This is a genomic window from Shewanella atlantica (assembly GCF_003966265.1).
GTDB classification, from domain to species: domain Bacteria; phylum Pseudomonadota; class Gammaproteobacteria; order Enterobacterales; family Shewanellaceae; genus Shewanella; species Shewanella atlantica.
In genome coordinates this window covers 269867-287728 of record NZ_RXNV01000004.1, presented here as the reverse complement: position 1 = coordinate 287728, position 17862 = coordinate 269867, and the positions used below count along the sequence as shown (strand labels likewise).

12 protein-coding genes are annotated in these 17862 nt (G+C 47.0%); 7 read left to right on the top strand and 5 right to left on the bottom strand.

The genetic code is table 11. The features are described 5' to 3' along the window. Nucleotides 1–167: 167 nt before the first annotated feature. On the bottom strand, nucleotides 168–773 hold the full coding sequence (locus tag EKG39_RS12490; RefSeq protein WP_126506077.1) for a hypothetical protein: 606 nt from the start codon (nucleotides 771–773) through the stop codon (nucleotides 168–170). 97 nt (nucleotides 774–870) lie between these two features. Here EKG39_RS12490 and EKG39_RS12485 point away from each other — a divergent pair, with 97 nt between their 5' ends. From EKG39_RS12485 to lolE, 3 genes are all read left to right on the top strand, one after another. Then, nucleotides 871–2103 (top strand): lipoprotein-releasing ABC transporter permease subunit, encoded by a 1233-nt coding sequence (locus EKG39_RS12485; protein ID WP_126506108.1) that lies wholly within the window; start codon nucleotides 871–873, stop codon nucleotides 2101–2103. 139 nt (nucleotides 2104–2242) lie between these two features. Then, nucleotides 2243–2938: a lipoprotein-releasing ABC transporter ATP-binding protein LolD gene (lolD, locus tag EKG39_RS12480; RefSeq protein WP_126506076.1), complete on the top strand. Its 696-nt coding sequence runs from the start codon at nucleotides 2243–2245 to the stop codon at nucleotides 2936–2938. Then, nucleotides 2935–4194: a lipoprotein-releasing ABC transporter permease subunit LolE gene (gene lolE / locus EKG39_RS12475; protein ID WP_126506075.1), complete on the top strand. Its 1260-nt coding sequence runs from the start codon at nucleotides 2935–2937 to the stop codon at nucleotides 4192–4194. The genes lolD and lolE overlap by 4 nt, the downstream gene beginning before the upstream one ends. Before the next feature lie 226 nt (nucleotides 4195–4420). On the opposite strand, the gene EKG39_RS12470 is transcribed toward lolE, so the two are convergent. Then, nucleotides 4421–4927: a DUF2062 domain-containing protein gene (locus tag EKG39_RS12470; protein ID WP_126506074.1), complete on the bottom strand. Its 507-nt coding sequence runs from the start codon at nucleotides 4925–4927 to the stop codon at nucleotides 4421–4423. Between the two features lie 31 nt (nucleotides 4928–4958). On the opposite strand from EKG39_RS12470, the gene EKG39_RS12465 reads away from it, so the two are divergent. From EKG39_RS12465 to EKG39_RS12450, 4 genes are read left to right on the top strand one after another with little or no spacing between them, the layout of a single operon-like run. Then, the gene (locus EKG39_RS12465; RefSeq protein ID WP_126506073.1) at nucleotides 4959–7262 is read left to right on the top strand and encodes a DNA internalization-related competence protein ComEC/Rec2; all 2304 of its coding nucleotides are present in this window, start codon (nucleotides 4959–4961) and stop codon (nucleotides 7260–7262) included. 32 nt (nucleotides 7263–7294) lie between these two features. Next, nucleotides 7295–9109, top strand: coding sequence for a lipid A export permease/ATP-binding protein MsbA (gene msbA / locus EKG39_RS12460; protein WP_126506072.1), 1815 nt, complete (start codon nucleotides 7295–7297; stop codon nucleotides 9107–9109). Beyond that, nucleotides 9110–10132 carry a tetraacyldisaccharide 4'-kinase gene (gene lpxK, locus EKG39_RS12455; RefSeq protein ID WP_126506071.1) on the top strand — a complete coding sequence of 341 codons (1023 nt, stop codon included), beginning with the start codon at nucleotides 9110–9112 and terminating at the stop codon, nucleotides 10130–10132. A 23-nt stretch (nucleotides 10133–10155) separates the two neighbouring features. Then, nucleotides 10156–10338 carry a Trm112 family protein gene (locus EKG39_RS12450; protein WP_126506070.1) on the top strand — a complete coding sequence of 61 codons (183 nt, stop codon included), beginning with the start codon at nucleotides 10156–10158 and terminating at the stop codon, nucleotides 10336–10338. Nucleotides 10339–10501: 163 nt separating this feature from the next. Here the strand turns inward: EKG39_RS12450 and EKG39_RS12445 are convergent, their stop codons facing one another. The 3 genes from EKG39_RS12445 to EKG39_RS12435 form a co-directional block, all read right to left on the bottom strand. Further along, nucleotides 10502–11365, bottom strand: coding sequence for an MBL fold metallo-hydrolase (locus EKG39_RS12445; protein WP_126506069.1), 864 nt, complete (start codon nucleotides 11363–11365; stop codon nucleotides 10502–10504). A 143-nt stretch (nucleotides 11366–11508) separates the two neighbouring features. After that, nucleotides 11509–14592 carry an efflux RND transporter permease subunit gene (locus tag EKG39_RS12440; protein WP_126506068.1) on the bottom strand — a complete coding sequence of 1028 codons (3084 nt, stop codon included), beginning with the start codon at nucleotides 14590–14592 and terminating at the stop codon, nucleotides 11509–11511. Beyond that, nucleotides 14589–17852, bottom strand: coding sequence for an efflux RND transporter permease subunit (locus EKG39_RS12435; RefSeq protein ID WP_126506067.1), 3264 nt, complete (start codon nucleotides 17850–17852; stop codon nucleotides 14589–14591). Before EKG39_RS12435 ends, EKG39_RS12440 begins: the two co-directional genes overlap by 4 nt. Nucleotides 17853–17862: the final 10 nt, after the last annotated feature.

The window sequence follows — 17862 nt, the reverse complement described above, 5'->3', positions numbered from 1 at the left end:
GAGGGCTGTTAGCCTTTCATGCTTGTTTTTACTGCTCTCTAATTGGGTATTCGTATAAGACGGAGTTAGTGCAGCATGATAAAGCCACAACAATTTAGCCATGAATAGAGAATTTCCTCAGGGCCTGTAGAACGTCCCGTAGCGGAATAAACAGCCCCTATGAACATTTAAGGCGCTTTCTGCGCTAATTTTCGATTTTTCAGATGCTTTTGCTGTACGCTGAGGCTGGCTTTAACCAGCTGCTCGACATCGGTCTCGAGTATCTGAGTAAACGCTAAGTCTGTTATGTACCGGGCACTATCAGCATCATTATTCGCACCATCACTGCCATCGGCAACTTGATTGGAGCTGACTTCTACAAAACAGAGCAGAGCGATCAACTCCTCTTTGATATGCAAGGTTATCTTGTACTGGTTTCCGACTTCGAGTTCTGCGTTGCCAATAATTCTGATCCCGCTGCCACCAAATGATAGCCCGTGATGTTGCTCTCCCTCGTGTAGCTCCTGCTCGATGACATGTTGCAGAACAAGGTCAATCTTTCTCGATTGAAGCTTAAGGTAATCGACAATCGATTTGGCTTCGTCGTCGAAGTGTCTGAGCTGCATTAAACAGTCGGCTTCAAGTGCTTTAACATCACTAATCAGCAGCAAGCCTGTCGGTAACATAAACTTCAGTTCACTTTCTGATGGTAGCGGAGCGTCATCCGGCCATGGGGTCAGATAGACAGTAAAGTCATGTGTAACACTAAAATAGGGTGTTGAATCAGTGAACAAGGGATTTCCTCTTGTTTTTGTATAGCTATTACCCCTATTATCGTGCGCATCTTAATGATTTAGCAAGGCTCTATAGTTAATGAGTCTGTGGGCAACTATGAATTTTGCGTTATCTGCACATATTGGGTTCCGTTATTGGCGAGCCAGAAAGGCCAATGCGTTTGCCTCCTTCATTACATTTTTTGCCGTTTCGGGGATTTTACTCGGGGTGGCGGCGCTCATTATTGTCAGCTCAGTGATGAATGGACTCGAAGGTCAATTGAAACAGCGAATATTGGGTGCAGTACCTCAGTTGACTGTGCATGCGAGTCAACCGTTAACAGATTGGGAGAAGCAGGTTCAAGGGTTAAAAAGCTTACCCGGAGTGCTGGGGGCGACCCCCAGTATTTCGACCCAGGCCATGGTTCAGTCTCAGAGCAATATCAGCGCCGTTCAGGTATACGGTATCTATCCTGCTCATGAGCAAGAATTATTAAGAACAATGAAACGAAGTTTCAATGGCAGCTTCGATAAGTTAGAACCCAGACAATATCGTGTCATCCTCGGCGCAGAATTAGCCAGGCGTTTAGATGTCGTTGCCGGTGATACGGTGAGGCTGCTTAGTGGCGAAGGTGTCGTATATTCACCCTTAGGCCCGGTGCCGAGTCAGAGGAAGTTTATTGTAGGCGGCATATTTGAGATGGGCTCACAAGTCGATGCCAATCTTGCCTATGTTCATTATGAAGACGCGCAGCGATTGATGCGGCAAACACCCAAAGAGATAAAACATCTCAGACTCTATCTGGTCGATCCCTTCAATGCTGTGAGTTTAACCTCTAAAGTCGTCGAGCAGTTCGAAAAGCAGGATATTCATGTGACGACATCCGACTGGCGAGAGTCATACGGCCACCTGTTCAGTGCCGTTAAGATGGAAAAAAATATGATGTCACTGATGTTGAGTCTGATTATTGCCGTTGCGGCTTTCAATATCGTCTCTGCTTTAGTCATGATGGTCGTCGATAAAACCACCGATGTTGCCGTATTAAAAACACAGGGCTTGTCGACATTGACCGTAATGGGAATATTTATGATCCAGGGGTCATTGAACGCCATTCTGGGATTGATATCCGGTTTGTTGGTCGGTATCGGCCTATCGCTTAACCTTAATAGCATATTGAACACGCTTGGGATCTCAGTATTAGGTGCGGGTCAGTCATTGCCGGTGCAGATTGAGTGGACGCAATTGGGCTGGATTGTTGCCGGAACCTTGATCATCACCTTTTTAGCCACGGTATATCCGGCGCTGAGAGCCGCTGGAGTACAACCTGCCACCGCATTAAGATACGAATGAGCAGTGCTTTCCAGGTAAATAGTTTTTAAGTAATTAGTTTTAAATAAATAGTTTTAAGCAAGAGTTAACAATCACACTCTGCGCTGGCAATCAAAACATATTGGCAGTGCATTAGATACGATTAGATGAGTAAAAATATATGCAAGAGCTACTGTTAGAAGTCAAAGGTGTGAGTAAAAGGTATCATGAAGGGAGTGTCGATACTCAAGTGCTCAACGCTGTAGACCTGCAAGTATTCAAGGGTGAACAGCTCGCTATCGTAGGAACGTCCGGCTCGGGCAAGAGTACTTTACTGCATATCATGGGAACGCTTGACAGACCAACGAGTGGCAGCGTGAGCATGTTAGGTGAGGATCTATATGCGCTATCGGCCCGTCGTCAGTCAGATATCCGTAATCAGGATTTAGGCTTTATCTATCAGTTTCATCACCTGCTCCCGGAGTTTACTGCTCTGGAAAATGTCTCTATGCCGGCACTGATCCAGGGAAGAAACAAGAAAGAGGTCGAATCTGAAGCTATGGCTTTGCTTGAGAGGGTGGGGCTGGGCCACAGGTTAGCACACACACCATCCGAGATGTCCGGTGGTGAACGACAGCGTACGGCTATTGCCAGGGCTCTGATCAATAAGCCTAAGTTGGTACTCGCTGACGAGCCGACCGGTAACCTGGATGCCAGCAGCGGTGAAGCCGTTTATGAATTGATTCAAGAGCTCGCCAACCAACTGGGCACAGCTTTTGTGGTTGTGACCCACGATGCCAAACTCGCTTCAAGGATGGACAGACAGGTCCAGATGAAAGATGGCTCTCTGCTCAACAGCGAAGGGACCTCTTCATGAGTAAGTTGCTCTCTTTTTGGGTTGGCTGGCGATTTTATCTGGCCCGCCAGTCTAACCGATTCATCAGTTTTATCTCCTTTGCTTCGACTGCAGGTATCGCCTTAGGTGTCGCGGTATTGATTATCGTGCTCTCTGCGATGAACGGTTTTGAGAGTGAGCTCGAAACAAGATTACTCGGGGTCGTTGCCCACGCAGAGTTGAGCGGAGTCAATGAGCCTATACACAGTTGGCAAGCCATCGCGGATGATGCCAATAAGATCCCCGGTATTGTGGCGGCGGCCCCGTTTATCCGACTGCAAGGATTAGTGCAGAAGCCGGGAGGATTTCAAGGTCTGAGTATTCTGGGAATCGATACCGTTGAAGAGCAGAAAGTATCAAAAATTTCTGAGTTCATGTCACCGTCGGCATGGTCTAAATTGGCACAACACGACGCGAATAATATTGTATTGGGCAAGAGTCTGGCCGAATCTTTGGGCTTAAATATCGGCGACTCCCTTAGTTTATACATGCCTGATATGAGTGGTAAAAATCGGAATAACTCTCGAATTGGTGCAGCCAAAAGTTATCGTTTCACCGTTGCCGGTGTGTTTGAACTCGGCGGATCACTGGATCTCACCACCGCCTACATCCCTATGCAATATGCCGCTTCAATTCTTAAGATGGGTGATGATGTTTCAGGTGTCAGAATTAAAACACAGCAGGTATTTGATGCGCCGAGATTGATCAGAGAGTTGGGCTACAGCCAGGAGCAATACCTTTATCTCAACGATTGGACCCGTACGCAGGGGAATCTGTATCAGGACATCCAACTGGTGCGCGGTGTCATGTATCTGGTACTGGCACTCGTTATTGCGGTTGCCTGCTTTAATATCGTCTCGACGTTAGTGATGGCCGTGCGTGATAAGCAGTCTGAAATTGCCATCTTACTCACTATGGGAATGAAGCGTATTTCAATCATGAATATCTTTATTGTGCAGGGAGCGCTAAACGGTCTTTTAGGCTGTGTGATCGGTGGCGGCTTGGGTGTCATTATTGCTGAAAACCTCAGCGCTATCGCCAGGACAATTGAAGATGTTTTGGGCATTCAGCTGCTTTCTGCGGACGTTTATTTCATCGATTTTCTGCCATCACAGCTGCAGCTGTTCGATGTGGCCTTAGTATTATTGCTGGCTTTCATCATGAGTCTTATCGCTACTCTCTACCCGGCCTGGAAAGCCAGTCAAACCTCTCCTGCGCGGGCATTAGCGGGCAGATAGATCCCAGATCACCCCTCACTTCTCATACCTCAAATAATACAGGCTATTCGGGAGCATCATAACGGTGATGTTCCCGCATCCCTCTCTCCTGAATATCCATTTTGCTTGTTGAATCAGTTTATGATGGGGAAGGTAATACCGATTTAAGATCTGTAAAGCAAGAACAGCTACCACCATGGCGGCGGTAGCTGAAAATATCAATCACTGCAGAGTATAACTGCCGGGCTTAATTATTGCGGCTGGTCCATTTAAACAATATGGAATACTTCCACAGTGTTTTTATCAGGAAGTAGCCAATGATAGCGAAGATACTGCCTAAGGCCAGACAGCCGATGAGGAACGGAGGACCAATAGTTGAGATTGAGGCCTCTATCCACTGCCAGTTGGCTTCGAAAGCAAAATCCTGTGTGGGATGATTCAGGATTTTAGCGCCTAACAGGTAAGCGGCATAAAACATAAATGGCATTGTGAAAGGGTTAGTTATCCATACCAAGGCCACGGCAATGGGAATATTGCAGTTGAAAATGATAGCTAATGCTGCAGCTAGCACCATCTGAAATGGCATAGGTATCCAAGCCACAAACAAGCCTACCGCAAATGCAGCCGGCGCAGAACGTCTGTTTAGCGCCCATAGGTTAGGCTTATGGAGCCATTTTCCAAACATCTGCAAATGCTTGTGATTCTGCAGTGTTTCGGGTTTCGGCATAAACCTTTTGATGATTTTTTTTGGCATAAATTGTTATTGCTGTCTTAACTTATTCAGTATGAACCGATTTATGTTTGGCTTCAGCGCCATAATTCTCTGTGCGATGCTATGGCCGTCACTGCCACCTCTACTCTTGCTTCCCGCTTTTGCGTTGAGCGGAATTATCTTGCTTAGGCGTCTGCCTATTATCGCAGGAGCATTGCTGGCTGTCGTTTGGATATCAATCTATGCCCAGCAATTACTGACATGGGAACCGCTAAATACAGAGCAGGATCTCGTCGTGAGGGGCGAAATCATATCACTAGTTAGTCAAAACAGCGACTGGCTTAGTATGGATATTCGCTTGTTGAGATCAAATTCGAGTGAATTATTGTCAAAAAACTTACGAATAACCTGGAAGAAAGCACCAAAAGTACAACTCGGAGAGATCTGGGAGTTTGAGATTAAAGCTAAGCCGATTACCAGTGTATTAAACCAAGGGGGATATAATCAGCAAAGGGCGCTTCTCAGTCGTCATATAGTGGGGAAGGGGAGTGTAAAAGACGGGAGACGTTTGAGTATCAGTCATTCGGTCAGGGCTAAAATTATCACAGAGCTCATGCCACACCTGAAATTATTAGACAGTGGCGATCTGATATTAGCCCTATTACTCGGTGATAAGAGTCTTATCGATAGTCAGCGTTGGCATTCTCTGAGGCTTACGGGTTCCGGTCATCTAGTTGCAATCTCGGGTCTGCACCTTTCCGTTGTTGCTGCATGGGTTTTTATGGGGACGTTTTCCCTGCTTAGTTATTGCTCGCCTCAGCTCGGTCGACGTAACTTACTGCTCTCGGCGATGGTATCTGGGTTAATCTGTTCTATGTACGCCTATCTTGCCGGCTTTGCCTTGCCAACCCAGCGAGCCTTGGTAATGCTGCTATTGTTACTGCTCCTAAGCACGATTAAACGATTCTCCTCGCCCTGGGAGCGGTTGCTGACCGCGATGTTTCTGCTGTTACTCTTCGACCCCTTCAGTTGTTTAAGTGCCGGTTTCTGGCTCTCTTTTTTAGCGTTATCAATTATATTACTCACCATAAGTCGCAGACAAACATCCGCTTCAAATATTGATCTCGAGCATTCAAGCTGGCAGGGCTTTAAGCAAAAACTCACGCTTTTCTGGTCCATTCAATGGCGATTGAGCTTGGGACTAGGCTTGTTACAAGCCCTGTTTTTTGGCGGGATGTCGCCCTATGGCTTAGTGTTTAATTTTCTGTTTGTTCCCTGGTTCAGCTTGGTTGTGATCCCACTATCTATCCTGAGCCTTGTTATGTGGAGTATTGCATTAGTTGTTGGATTTGAGCTAAGTGTGATCTTCACTATTGTCGATCTCAGTCTGGCTCCATTGCTTTACGCTTTTACCGTTTTTAAGCAGTTACCGGCGGCCTGGTTTCCTGTCTCTGACAAGATGATTTTGGTGCTGGCAATGAACTTTTTGGGCTTGTGGCTCATTACACATTCAGTGCAAGTAAAGTGGAAGCTCGTCTCTGCTATTTTCCTCGTTCCGGCCCTGTTAACCCTATGGAGCAGGCTCGTACCTATGACTCATGACCAATGGCGTGTTCACCTGCTCGATGTCGGTCAGGGACTCAGTGTTGTGATAGAAAAGGCGGGTCGTGCATGGGTATACGATACCGGGGCGGCCTATGGTGACAATTTTAGCTATGCAGAGCGGGTCATTCTGCCCTTTCTCAATTTCAGAGGAATAAGCGATGTAGATTACCTTGTGCTTAGCCATGGCGATAATGATCATGCCGGTGGGGCGGGCAAACTCATCGAAGCATTCCCGAGTGTCAAAGTTGTCAGCGATCTTGCCGAGTTTTCGGATATAAATTGTCGCCCTAAGGAATTCAATTGGTATGGACTCGATATAGAAATCTTGGCTCCGAAGCAGGCCATTGGAGGCAACGATGGTTCATGTGTGGTTCGGGTGAGCGATGCCCATCATCAGGTGCTTTTGCCCGGTGATATTGAAAAAAAAGCAGAATCTGCTTTGATTAGTGAAGCTGTATCACTACGCAGTGAAGTGCTTATTGCCCCTCACCATGGCAGTCGAACCTCCTCTACGGATTTATTTATTGAGAATGTCGCTCCTGAGTTGGTTTTATTTCCATCCGGGTTTAATAATCGCTATGGTTTTCCTAAGATTGATGTTGTTGAACGTTATCAATTGAAGGGAAGTGATGTTCTCACCTCGGGAAGAGAGGGACAAATTAGTGTGCTTTTCATACACAAACAGCGGCAAATTAAATCATATCGAACAGATCTTGCGCCATTTTGGTACAATGGATTGTTTAGGTTTGGCGAGTTGGCCGATCCAGAGTAGAATGCTCGTTTTCCATCTCTATAGAAGCATCAATGACAAAATCAACTAACAGTGAAGTTTGGACCGTTTTTAGACGGCTACTCAGTTACCTGAAGCCATTGAAAGCCGTTTTTGCTTTTGCCGTGCTTGGACTGACAACATACGCACTTGTTGATGCAACATTTATTGCGGTCATAAAACCTTTTATCGATGAGGGGTTCGGTGGCCAGGCGGGTCAAGCGACCTCAGGCATCACTAGTTTAGATTTAGGTACCAGCGGCGGGTTTAATTCCGACAACGATGTTCTCTTCTATGCGCCATTTTTCGTGATAGGGCTTTTTACCCTGCGCGGTATCGCCAACTTCGTATCGACCTACAGCATTTCATATATGAGTGCCAGGCTCATTATGGACATGCGTCAGCAGGTATTCGAACATTATCTTACCTTGCCTGTAAGTTATATGGATAGTGAGAATACAGGTAACCTCATCTCCAGAGTGACCTACGATACAGAGCAGATAGCCCGTGCAACAGGCAGTGCGATGATCACCATCATTCGTGACAGTATCACTGTGGTCGGAATGTTGGGGATCATGTTCTATTACTCATGGAAGCTCTCACTGTGTATCTTAATCATCGGACCGATAATCGGATATGTGATCGCTACCGTCAGCAAGCGCTTCAGAAAAGTCTCTAAAAATATTCAGGCGGCAATGGGAAATGTCACTGCCGCCACAGAGCAGATGTTGAAAGGGCATAAGAATGTGCTTTCATTCGGTGGACAAAAGACCGAAGCTGAGCGTTTTTGGAAGGTTAACGACCAAAATCGTTATCAGACAATGAAGCTAGCGATGGCACAATCTGTAAGTCAGCCGTTAGTGATGATCATAGGATCATTCGCCTTAGCATTTGTCCTGTATGCAGCCAGCATAGATAGCCTCAAAGAGGAGCTAACCGCCGGAACATTCGCGACCATTCTTGGCGCCATGTTAGCCATGCTTCAACCTATTAAAAACTTAACGCGAGTCAATGCCGAGTTCCAACGTGGTATTGCGGCATGTACCACCGTTTTTGAGTTATTGGATACCTCTCCGGAGGTCGATAACGGTACCTACCAAGTTGAGAGAGTTAAAGGTGATCTTAGCTTCAATCAGGTTAATTTCAGCTATCCGGGGCAAGATAAGCCTGCGTTAGGGGATATTAACTTTACCGTTGAACAGGGGAAAACGATTGCTCTGGTTGGTCGTTCCGGTTCAGGTAAATCCACCATCGCAAACTTAGTTACCCGTTTTTACACCGGGCTGAGTGAAGGAAAGATCACTTTGGATGGCGTTAATATTGATGATTACACGCTCACCTGCTTGCGGGACCAGGTGGCATTAGTATCCCAGCAAGTGACGCTGTTTAACGATTCTATTGCGAATAACATCGCCTATGCCTATTCCGGTGAAGCGACGAAAGAGCAGATCATCGAGGCGGCGACATTAGCCCATGCGATGGAATTTATTGAACTACTGCCTGAAGGCTTAGATACCCAAATAGGTGAAGACGGCGTGATGCTGTCCGGAGGCCAAAGGCAACGTATCGCCATCGCCAGAGCCATCTTACGTAATTCACCGGTACTCATTTTAGATGAGGCAACATCGGCCCTGGATACCGAATCTGAGAAAGCGATTCAATTAGGACTGGATAATTTAAGGCATAATCGCACCTCAATTGTGATTGCTCATCGCCTGTCTACCATCGAAAGCGCCGACCAAATTCTGGTCGTGGATCAAGGTCAGATTATTGAGCGTGGAACCCACCAATCACTGCTTGAGCAAGATGGCATGTACGCTAAACTTTATCAGATGCAGTTCGGCAGCTAAATGCATGAATTTGTAAATTTTTTATGGTATCCGAAAGGCTATTTAGACACTCAGTCTAGAGGCCTTTGGTTGCTGTTCAAATTAGTTCAACTGCTGCTTTGGCCACTCTCTCTCCTGTTTGCCGGGATAGCCGCTCTGCGTCGTAGCTTATTTAAACTTGGGGTAAAAAAACAATCCGGATTGCCAGTGCCTGTCATCGTTGTCGGCAATATCACAGTGGGTGGCAGTGGTAAGACACCCACGGTTATCTATTTGATTGAGCTATTAAGGCAAAATGGGTACAAACCGGGTGTGATCAGTCGCGGATATGGTGTTAGTTTCGAAGGGGTAAAGAGCGTGTTACCTTCGATGTGTGCCCGGGATGTGGGTGATGAACCTGCCATGATAGTTGGCCGAACCGGAGTGCCTATGGTGATAGGTCGCAATCGAATCGATGCGGGAGAGCACTTACTTACCCATTTTAATGTCGACGTCATCATCAGTGATGATGGACTTCAACACTACGCATTAGGGCGGGATATCGAGTTATTGATCTTAGATGGGCAGAGACGCTTCGGAAATGGCTTACTGTTGCCTGCTGGACCGCTTAGGGAAGGGCTGTGGCGCGTTAAACAAGTAGATGCTGTGGTAGTCAATGGTGGCCAGAGTTTTGAGGGTGAGCATGCTATGAGTCTGGCACAGAGTGCACTAAAGCCTGTTGCACACTCAGATGAACAAGCTCCGGCTCTCGATGAGGCTGTGGTTGCTATTGCCGGTATCGGTAACCCACAACGTTTTTTTACCTCTCTCATCGATGCGGGGTTTAATTTAAATCGTGTTAAAGCATTTGAAGATCATCAAGCCTATTGCGAAGAGGAACTCACAGAATTCTGTGGTGATCTCCCCATCATAATGACAGAGAAAGATGCGGTTAAATGTCGCGATTTTGCAAAACAAAACTGGTGGTATCTTCCCGTTGATGCGAAGCTATCCTCAAATTTCGATCGGCTGATATTAGATAAACTAAAACGTTGGCAGTCGTAATACTTATACCAAAAGGAATAACAATGTCGTTTGATAAAAAATTGTTAGAGATCGTGGCTTGTCCTGTGTGTAAAGGTAAGCTTGATTATGAGAAGTCATCACAGCGACTTATCTGTAAGACAGATCATTTGGCTTATCCGATCAATGACGGGATCCCTGTCCTATTGGAAAATAAAGCCGAACGCTGGCAAGAAGCCGAAGCTTAATTTATTTATCGCGGCTAAGCTTAATCTCTATGACCTCTGCCTCGATATGTAGGTTATAAGATAGGTTATAAGATAGGTTATAAGAGATCACTTATAAGGGTTTACTTATAAGAAAAAACGCCACTTTGATGGCGTTTTTTGTACCTGTAATTTCTCTTTGAGATCAGTCCTTCAACCCTTCATATAAGGTGGATATCCATTTCTCTTCAGAGATAAAAGACCAGCCCCAGTTCTTCCATTTTTCAGGCAGCCCTTCCTCTTGTATCTGCTGTAGTGTTAATCCATCGGATAACTGGCTTTCCATCCAATTAATCGAGCCGTCCAGCATCTGCTTGAAGCGAATAAGATCCTCTTTCGTCGCAAGCTCGCCGTGTCCCGGAATAACCTTAGTTTGTAAGCCGATTTTATCGATTATGATAGCCACGTTGTCCCGGTATCCCTTTACCGAACCGCCGGCTTTGAGGTCTATATAGGGATACTTGTCTTTAAAAAACAGATCGCCCATATGGACCACACTTTTATTGGCCCAAAGCACAATACTATCTCCATCGGTATGACCCGGCCCCATATGAAGTAGTTGTAAGCTGTCTCCATTGAAATGAATTGTGGTGCCTTCATGATAGGTGATGCTGGGCAGGGCGCTCGGCTGGTAGCTTGAGTTTGAGGAGAGGCGTTTAAGTACATTGTGATGGGCGAGAATAATTCCACTTATGCCGAAGAGGTTGTTACCACCTGTGTGGTCTCCATGATAGTGAGTATTAACCACATATTTAGGTGAACCGGGTTGGATACTCGACAGCGCGGCGGTGATTTTATCTGCTAACGGGGCGAATTGATTATCAATAATTAAGATGCCATCTTTGCCTGCCGATACGCCAATATTGCCCCCTGAGCCGCTAAACATATAACTTGTTGGAGTGAGCTTTTGTGGTGTGATGACGACATCTTTGAATCTGTCGTCATCGGCAAGAGCAAGTGGCGAAAGTAAACAGATTATCGATAGCAATGTCAGTATTTTCGTTTTCATTATTTTAGCCTCGAGCGATATCTTTTTAGTCAGCTTACCATTAAATCAGATTTTCTATACATTAAGTTAACAAATGTATGGCAATGAAAAAGGCTGCGATTGCAGCCTTTGTATTTTCAAAACCTATCTAATTTAATTACACATTATTGTGCCCATGGCAGCAGACGTCTGGATACACGATCGGCTTGTCCCAATTTAATCGCCGCACGGAATCGCATTCTGTATAGCGCCTGGTAGCAAAGAGGAACCAGATATAAGCTGGTAACGGTAGAGAAGGTCAATCCACCTATGATAGCAATAGCCATGGGGGAATATGACGGACCACCGCCACCGAGCTGAGTGTCTCCCATCGCCAGAGGTACGAGTCCGAGCACTGTCGTGCCAACAGTCATAAGCACCGGACGCAGGCGTGAGTTACACACTTCACTGATGGTATCAGACAGCCTGTCTAAATCAGGTGACAGTTGATTGATTTGGTCAACCAAGACGATACCGTTGTTCACGACAATACCCATCAAGATTAATATGCCTATCATGGCCATAATCGACATTGGCGTGCCGGTAAACAGCAGTGCCCAAAATACACCGGTTATTGAAAACAGGATAGAGGTGATAATTGCGGTCGGTAATAGCAATGATTCAAACAGGGCTGCCATTACTATGTAGATCATCGCAATCGCGAGCAACATATTGGTCGCCATGACCGCCTCATCTTCATCCTGCTTCTGAAAGCCGCCTCTCAGAGAGTAACCATAACCTGCCGGGAAGTTAATGGTCTCCATCACCTGAGTGATCTTCTCTTGTGCTTCCTCTGTGGTTAAGTCGTCAAGATTGGCTCCGATCGATAGCGCCGTTTGTCTGTCATAGTGTCTGATGGTATCAAATCGAGGCAATATTTCGATTGTAGCCAGACTCTCGAGGGTGTACACACGGTTATCGATTCGGATCACTGGCAACTGTTTCAGCTTCTCAAGCGACAGGCGCCACTTCTGTTCGAATGACATCTCAATACGCAACTCTCCATTAGGATCGTGGCGGAAAGAGCGTAACTGGGTTCCACGCAGTGCCATAGAGATACTCGAGGCGACTTCATTTAGCTTAAGATCAAGTCTGGCTGCCATCTCACGGTCAACACGGATAACCACCTCTTGCTGCGCACCGCTGAGTTCAGATCTAACGTCGGTTAACCCCTCAATCGAAGACAGTAACGGAATGACTTGTTCACTTAACATGATCAGATCGCTGGTGGAGCGTCCGGTTAGTGATACCCTGAGTCCATTATTGTCACTGCCCCAGCCAAATTGAGGTTTAGCAATCGAAAATTTCGGAAAGCCTTCCCGTATGTTTTTCTTCAGGGCTTTCATGTCGATCTCGACATCTTCATTGAGGATCAGGGTCGATTGGCCACGGTCGGCCGAGAAGTAGCTGTAAACAGAATCTATCTCAAATTCATCTTTATTGGCATAGAGGTAATCTTCCATCTTGTTAATCATGGCTTCTGTGACATCTAAACTGTGACGCCCTTCGACTTGATAATTGATGAAGAGTTTATTGTTACCCTCACCGTCAGATTGATCTTGCTTAACCATGTTAAGTGGCAATGCCGTCGAGGCGAGCATTAACAAGGCAATGACGCCAGAGATACGCGGGTGAGATAAAATCCAATTAAGGCTGCGATGATAATAACTTCGCAGCTTACTCTCTCTCTTCTGGGTATCAATCTCGAAGTGCATACGGCTTAACATGAGCGGCAGTAAGGTTTTTGCCACTAACAGCGATGCGGCGAGAGAGATACAGATAGCAATCGCCACATGCTCGAGGAAGATGGTCAATTCGACCTTTACACCGAAGATATTGGGCAGGAACACGATAGCCGTCGTAAGCGTCCCGGCGATCACCGCAAGGGCGACCTTATCGACCCCGGTGAGCACCGCATAATCGTCTTGCTCATCACAAGAGTCGATACTTTGTCCCAGAGATTGTCCCTCGGCTTGTGCCTGTTTCTCCTGCAATACACTCTCTGTCACCACCACGGCGTTATCGATAAGCATACCTACGGCCAGAAGTAATCCCATCATAGAGAGAATATTCAGGCTGTAGCCAAGCAGATACATGGCCGCAAGTGTCATACAGATAGAGATCGGCACTGACGTCACGACGACTAAGGTCATCTTCAGGTTGCGTAAAAACAGATAGAGCACGGCAAATGACAACAGAGCACCGATTAGCCCTGCCTTGAGCAGGTCTTCCAGTGAAGAGGTGACACCATAGGCCTGATCTTCCATGACATACAGTTTGATGCCTTGAAACTGTTGATCTTTCTTCGCATTCTCGATGACTTTCATCACGCGTTTTGATACTTCGACCAGGTTGGCACCGGACTCCTTAAATACATCGAGACCGACGGCATAGTTTTGATCTAAGTGACGACCATCCAGACGCTCCGGCAGAGAGAAGCTGACCGTGGCGATATCGCCTAAGGTCAAGCCCGGAGTGAGGACTAAATTATTAATCTCATCGAGATTTCTGAACTCCCCTTTAGGCGAGACCTGATAAACACGGGAATCGGTTCTCAATGTTCCGGCGCTGACGACAAAGTTTTCCTGCTGCAGCCTGCGTGTCAGGGCTTGAATCGAGATGTTACTCGCAGATAACTTATCTGCATTGACCCGTATCTCAATCTGTTTTTGCTCGACGCCATAGAGTGTCACCTGGGACACACCCTCTACACGCTCCAGCGGACGCTTTAGCTGCTTATCGAGTAGATCGAACGCACCGGAAAGTTCGCGATCACTGGATATTCTTAAGTTAAGCACCGGCATATCGGCGGTAGAGAACTGCCTGATAAAGACGCGTTCAACGTCTTTTGGCAGCAGATGTCTTACGGCATCAATTTTCTCTCTCGCTTCCAGGCTCTTAGTGGCGACATTTTGCCCCCACTTCATTCTCAGCTCTATCTCTGCGCCATTTTGTGAAGAGCGGGATCTCAGCTCTTCGATCCCCCCCATGGTCGCCAAAGACTCCTCGAGTACGCTGGTGATGTCGCGCTCAACTTCGGCTGGGGTCGAACCTTTATAAGGCACCTCAATATTAACCTGTGGCATATCGATACCGGGGAACATCTCCAATGGCAATAACCGACTGGAAGCGAGCCCGAACAGTAAAATAGCCACGAAAAACATGCTGGTGGTAACGGGCCTCTTAATGGCTAAACGGGTTAAGTTCATGCCTGACCTCCAAGCGTTGCAACCTCTGGGGTATCTTCACTCTTCTTGACCTTGAACTCTTTGCGGTCGAAAAGCGCATACAGTACAGGGATAACCACTAAGGTGAGCAAGGTTGACAGTGTCAGACCGAAGATCACTGTAATTGCCATCGGGGCGCGAACCTCAGACCCATCTCCAAGTCCCAGAGCCATAGGCGATAAACCCAGAGCCGTTGTTAATGTGGTCATGATGATAGGGCGCAGGCGTGATTTTGCCGCTTCAGATATGGCATTCATCTTATCGTGCCCGTCTTGCCTGAGTTGGTTAATCCTGTCGACCAGAACGATGGCATTATTCACCACGATCCCGGCGAGCATGATAAGACCGATAAACACCACGACACTCAAGTGGGTCTGAGTGATATAGAGTCCGAACACACTACCACCAACAGCCATAGGTACCGCAATAAGAATAAGCAGTGGATGCAATAATGATTCGAACTGACTCGCCATGACCAGGTAAACTAAGAACACGGCCAACACGAGAGCGACTTGCAAAGATTGGAATGAGTGTTCCATCTCCTCGTTCTGACCACCAAAGCGTGCCTGAACCGAAGTGGGTAATGTTTGCTGAGACAGAATTTCTCTTGCTTCTAAAACGGCTTCGTTAAGATCGCCATAGGCCAGGTTAGCGGAGACTATCGCTACTCTTTGCTGGCTGATACGGTTGATAGCCGATGGACCTAACTTTAAGCTGACATCTGCCACAGCGCTCAGAGCGATAGGATGGTTACTGTCCGGGTTAACAATCATTGAGTCGATATCACTAATCTGATCGCGCTCTTCTATCTCACTTCTGACCAGAATGTCGATTTTACGATCTCTGACTGTATATTGGCTGGCTATGGTGCCACCTATGCGTTGTGCGATTCGGTTTGCAACTGTGGGTGCATCCATTCCCAGTGCGGCTAACCGCTCATGATCAAAACGAATGCTAAGCTCAGGTTGACCGTCACGCAGACTGGTATTGATATCGGCAAAGCGGTCTGAGTCGGAGAGGGCATCCACCAGGTTATCAGCGGTATTTTTAAGTTGAGCCAGATCATAGCCGATCAACTCTATCTCCAGCGGTGTCTTAAAGCTAAATAGCTCAGGGTGCTGAATTTGGGCCTCCAGCTCAGGGATACGCATTGCGGTGGTACGCAATACCGAAGCGACGGTGTTAAAGGCGCTGTGATCGGCGAGTACCACCTGCAAGCGTCCCCAATTTTCCCCACCGCGAGAGGTGTCCGACGTCATCAAACCGCCACTTCCGGCTTGACTATAAGCGTGTTTCACATCTTCTCTGTCTTTAATCGATAGGGCGAGCTTGCGCAATACCTTATCCGTCTCAGAGACCTCAGTTCCAGGCGGCAGCAAAACTTCGACATAGAATTCGCCCTGATTCATCGGCGGGATCAGCTCCATTCCCAATTTTGGAAGCAGTGAGGCGGCGCCGAGGGTGACCAGAATCGCGATGCTCATTGTCAGCACTTTAAATTTAAGCGCTTGGGCGAGCAGAACATGATAGACAGACTCTAATTTATGGTAGAGCCAGTTGAAACAGAAGCTAAGCGGGCGCATAAACAGCCCGGTTAACCAGGAGACGAATCGACCGATAAGCAGGGCCAGTGTCAGTAGCAGGCTTGGCAGATAGCTAAACAGCAGCACAAACGGGAAAGAGAATACAGTTGCACTGTAGTGCTTGAGTTTGGCTACCCGGGTTTCCGGTTTTGGTTTGACTGCTTTCTCGACCAAAGGCGGCAGTGCCTTAAATCCTTCACGGGAAGCCAGCATAGGAATGGTGGTTAATGCTACGAGCAGAGAGGCTAACAGTGCGAAGGTGACGGTCAAGGCCTGATCGGAAAACAGTGCACCTGCCACACCGTCGACGAAGACCAATGGAACAAATACGGCCAATGTTGTCAGCGTCGAAGCGAAGATGGCTCCGGCGACCTCTTTGGTTCCTGTTACAGCCGCATCGAGTTTATTCATGCCAAGGGAGCGACATCTGTCTATATTCTCGAGGACCACAATGGCGTTGTCGACCAACAAACCAACCGCCAGAGCTATGCCTCCCAGTGACATGATATTTAAGCTGATGTCGGCAAAATACATCATGTTGAAGGTGGCGATAACCGAGAAGGGTATCGAAATTGAGATGATCAAGGTTGGAATAATATCTCTCAAAAACAGATAGATAATTAACATCGACAGCAAACTACCGAGCAAGGCTGCTGAGGTGACTTCACTGACGGCACTTTCGATAAACTCTGATTGATCGTAAATAACTTCGAGTTCAGACTTACTGCCCTCTCCATTTAACGTATCCAGTGCGGCAGTGACTTTACGAGCCACGGCTACTGTGTTTGCATCGCCTTCTTTGTAGATAGCGAGTTCAATCGACTCCTGATCACCTATGCGTGTAATGTCATTACGCTCTTTGTGTGCATCGACAATTTCGGCGACTTCGAACAGTCGAACTAATGTCTGCGCGTCACGATACACGACGATTTGCCCGAGCTCATCGAGGGAGTTGAACTGATTTAGCGTCCTGACCAGATACTCTTTATCCCCCTGGATCACTTTACCAGCCGACAGGTTAATATTTTCTTCGGCGATACGGTTGCGGATAAGTGCCGCATTTAAATTAAGTTGAGTCAGTTTTTCCTGATTGAGTTGAATGTGAACTTCTTGCTGTAACCCACCGGATAACCTGACAGCAGCCACACCAGTTAATGACTCTAACTGACGTTTAAGCTCCTCTTCAGCGTAGGTGCGCATCTGTTTAAGCTCGGTATCGCTGGCATCGGGTACCGAAAGGGCTAGACGAACGATAGGATCCAGATTTGGGTTAAAGCGTAGTAGTAGCGGCTTCTTAACGTCCAGAGGTAACTCGATCGTATCGATTTTTTCCCTCACATCCAGACTGGCCATATCCATGTCGGTGCCCCACTCGAACTCGAGTACGACATCTGACATGCCGGAGCGGGAGATGGAACTTATCTTACGCAGTCCCTTTACGATACCGGCCGACTCTTCGATAGGCTTAGAAACCAACTGTTCGACTTCAACGGGAGCCGCGCCGATATACTGAGTTCGAATGGTGATGGTTGGATAACTCAGGTCCGGCAGTAGCTTTACCGCCAGGCGAGAGAAACCCACCATACCGAACAAGATAACGGCAAACATGAACATCCATACAGTGACAGGTCGGTTTACTGATGTTTTTATAATAGACATAGACCTTGCT

What these genes read in the sequence shown, in the direction of transcription:
- EKG39_RS12485 (WP_126506108.1), top strand. Translation starts at nt 871, where the DNA reads ATGAATTTTGCGTTATCTGCACATATTGGGTTCCGTTATTGGCGAGCC.
- lolD (WP_126506076.1), top strand. Translation starts at nt 2,243, where the DNA reads ATGCAAGAGCTACTGTTAGAAGTCAAAGGTGTGAGTAAAAGGTATCAT.
- lolE (WP_126506075.1), top strand. Translation starts at nt 2,935, where the DNA reads ATGAGTAAGTTGCTCTCTTTTTGGGTTGGCTGGCGATTTTATCTGGCC.
- EKG39_RS12470 (WP_126506074.1), bottom strand. Translation starts at nt 4,927, where the DNA reads ATGCCAAAAAAAATCATCAAAAGGTTTATGCCGAAACCCGAAACACTG.
- EKG39_RS12465 (WP_126506073.1), top strand. Translation starts at nt 4,959, where the DNA reads ATGAACCGATTTATGTTTGGCTTCAGCGCCATAATTCTCTGTGCGATG.
- msbA (WP_126506072.1), top strand. Translation starts at nt 7,295, where the DNA reads ATGACAAAATCAACTAACAGTGAAGTTTGGACCGTTTTTAGACGGCTA.
- lpxK (WP_126506071.1), top strand. Translation starts at nt 9,110, where the DNA reads ATGCATGAATTTGTAAATTTTTTATGGTATCCGAAAGGCTATTTAGAC.
- EKG39_RS12450 (WP_126506070.1), top strand. Translation starts at nt 10,156, where the DNA reads ATGTCGTTTGATAAAAAATTGTTAGAGATCGTGGCTTGTCCTGTGTGT.
- EKG39_RS12445 (WP_126506069.1), bottom strand. Translation starts at nt 11,365, where the DNA reads ATGAAAACGAAAATACTGACATTGCTATCGATAATCTGTTTACTTTCG.
- EKG39_RS12440 (WP_126506068.1), bottom strand. Translation starts at nt 14,592, where the DNA reads ATGAACTTAACCCGTTTAGCCATTAAGAGGCCCGTTACCACCAGCATG.
- EKG39_RS12435 (WP_126506067.1), bottom strand. Translation starts at nt 17,852, where the DNA reads ATGTCTATTATAAAAACATCAGTAAACCGACCTGTCACTGTATGGATG.